Origin of the sequence: Nocardioides sp. 503 (assembly GCF_004522095.1) — a bacterium.
Lineage (GTDB): Bacteria > Actinomycetota > Actinomycetes > Propionibacteriales > Nocardioidaceae > Nocardioides.
Window position 1 is genome coordinate 2,501 of the sequence record NZ_SPUI01000014.1, and the last position, 3,012, is coordinate 5,512.

Annotated in this window: 2 rRNA genes (1 of these 2 running past the window's edge); both read left to right on the forward strand. The window is 55.8% G+C overall.

Features of this window, described 5'->3' with window-relative positions:
- Positions 1-2,733: ribosomal RNA gene (locus E4622_RS22555) — 23S ribosomal RNA — on the forward strand (it extends 401 nt beyond the left edge of the window).
- A 153-nt stretch (positions 2,734-2,886) separates the two neighbouring features.
- Positions 2,887-3,003, forward strand: a 5S ribosomal RNA gene (gene rrf / locus E4622_RS22560).
- The last annotated feature ends 9 nt before the right edge of the window (positions 3,004-3,012 follow it).

Below are 3,012 nucleotides of genomic sequence, written 5' to 3' on the forward strand. Positions count from 1 at the left end.
CGTAGAGGGTGATAGCCCCGTAAGTGTAAGGCCTAGTCTGCTGAGTGATTTCCCAAGTAACACGGAACTCCTGAAATTCCGTGTGAATCTGGCGGGACCACCCGTTAAGCCTAAATACTTCTCGATGACCGATAGCGGACAAGTACCGTGAGGGAAAGGTGAAAAGTACCCCTGGCGGGGAGTGAAATAGTACCTGAAACCGTGTGCCTACAATCCGTCAGAGCTGTGCCCTTGTGGTGTGGTGATGGCGTGCCTTTTGAAGAATGAGCCTGCGAGTTTGCGTTGTGTTGCGAGGTTAACCCGTGTGGGGTAGCCGTAGCGAAAGCGAGTCTGAATAGGGCGTCGCAGTAGCACGATCAAGACCCGAAGCGAAGTGATCTATCCATGGGCAGGTTGAAGCGCGGGTAAGACCGCGTGGAGGACCGAACCCACTTAGGTTGAAAACTGAGGGGATGACCTGTGGATAGGGGTGAAAGGCCAATCAAACTTCGTGATAGCTGGTTCTCCCCGAAATGCATTTAGGTGCAGCGTCGCGTGTTTCTTGCCGGAGGTAGAGCACTGGATAGCTAATGGGCCCTACAAGGTTACTGACGTTAGCCAAACTCCGAATGCCGGTAAGTGAGAGCGCGGCAGTGAGACAGTGGGGGATAAGCTCCATTGTCGAGAGGGAAACAGCCCAGACCATCAGCTAAGGCCCCTAAGCGGTGACTAAGTGGAAAAGGATGTGGAGTCGCAGTGACAACCAGGAGGTTGGCTTGGAAGCAGCCACCCTTGAAAGAGTGCGTAATAGCTCACTGGTCAAGTGATTCCGCGCCGACAATGTAGCGGGGCTCAAGTCATCCGCCGAAGCTATGGCATTCACATATTAAACTAAGCCGCCGACTTGTTTGGTTGGTTCAGGTGTGTGGATGGGTAGGGGAGCGTCGTGTCGCGGGTGAAGCCACGGAGTGATCCAGTGGTGGATGCGACACGAGTGAGAATGCAGGCATGAGTAGCGAATGAAGAGTGAGAAACTCTTCCGCCGAATGATCAAGGGTTCCAGGGTCAAGCTAATCTGCCCTGGGTAAGTCGGGACCTAAGGCGAGGCCGACAGGCGTAGTCGATGGACAACGGGTTGATATTCCCGTACCGGCAAAGTAGCGCCCATGACGAGCCCGGTGATGCTAACCATCTGAAACTCATCTGATCGGACCCTTCGGGGCGAGACGGGTGAGCGTAGCGTGGGATCCGAACCGGTAGTAGTCAAGCGATGGGGTGACGCAGGAAGGTAGCCCAACCGTGGCGATGGTAGTCCACGGGTAAGCAGGTAGGGTGTGTCCTAGGCAAATCCGGGACACTGTCTTTGATGACGGACCTGAGACGTGACGCCGACCCCGTATGGGGGAAGTGGGTGATCCTATGCTGTCGAGAAAAACCTCTAGCGAGCTATACGCCGCCCGTACCCCAAACCGACTCAGGTGATCAGGTAGAGAATACCAAGGCGATCGAGCGAACCATGGTTAAGGAACTCGGCAAAATGCCCCCGTAACTTCGGGAGAAGGGGGGCCCGAACCGTCAACCCACTTGCTGGGTGTAGCGGGGAGGGCCGCAGAGACCAGGCCCAAGCGACTGTTTACTAAAAACACAGGTCCGTGCGAAGTTGTAAGACGATGTATACGGACTGACTCCTGCCCGGTGCTGGAAGGTTAAGGGGACCTGTTAGAACTTCGGTTCGAAGCGGAGAACTTAAGCCCCAGTAAACGGCGGTGGTAACTATAACCATCCTAAGGTAGCGAAATTCCTTGTCGGGTAAGTTCCGACCTGCACGAATGGAGTAACGACTTGGGCGCTGTCTCAACCGTGGACTCGGCGAAATTGCACTACGAGTAAAGATGCTCGTTACGCGCGGCAGGACGGAAAGACCCCGGGACCTTTACTATAGTTTGGTATTGGTGTTTGGTTCGGCTTGTGTAGGATAGGTGGGAGACTGTGAAGCGGCCACGCCAGTGGTTGTGGAGTCATCGTTGAAATACCACTCTGGTCGTACTAGATATCTAACCTAGGTCCATGATCTGGATCAGGGACAGTGCCTGATGGGTAGTTTAACTGGGGCGGTTGCCTCCTAAAATGTAACGGAGGCGCTCAAAGGTTCCCTCAGCCTGGTTGGCAATCAGGTGGCGAGTGTAAGTGCACAAGGGAGCTTGACTGTGAGACAGACATGTCGAGCAGGGACGAAAGTCGGAACTAGTGATCCGGCGTCGGCATGTGGAAGCGACGTCGCTCAACGGATAAAAGGTACCCCGGGGATAACAGGCTGATCTTCCCCAAGAGTCCATATCGACGGGATGGTTTGGCACCTCGATGTCGGCTCGTCGCATCCTGGGGCTGGAGTAGGTCCCAAGGGTTGGGCTGTTCGCCCATTAAAGCGGCACGCGAGCTGGGTTTAGAACGTCGTGAGACAGTTCGGTCCCTATCCGCCGCGCGCGTAGGAAACTTGAGAAAATCTGTCCCTAGTACGAGAGGACCGGGATGGACGAACCTCTGGTGTGCCAGTTGTCCCGCCAGGGGCACGGCTGGTTAGCTACGTTCGGAAGTGATAACCGCTGAATGCATCTAAGCGGGAAGCACATTTCAAGATGAGGTTTCCCACCCCTTGTGGGTTAAGGCCCCCAACAGACTATTGGGTTGATAGGCCGGAGGTATACAGCAGCAATGCCTAGCCGACCGGTACTAATAGGCCGAGGGCTTGCCCCACAAACCCTCAACCAAAACCACAAGCACCCACTGCGTGCACGCGTCCACTACAAGACCACCCCACCACCCGGGGAACACGGTCACCACACCCCCTCACAAAGAGGTCGCTGGTGAGCCGGTATCACCCCGGGCGGCATACTGGGGTCATAGAGTTACGGCGGCCATAGCGGCAGGGAAACACCCGGACCCATCCCGAACCCGGAAGTTAAGCCTGCCAGCGCCAATGGTACTGCAACCGAGAGGCTGTGGGAGAGTAGGACGCCGCCGGACAAACACCTC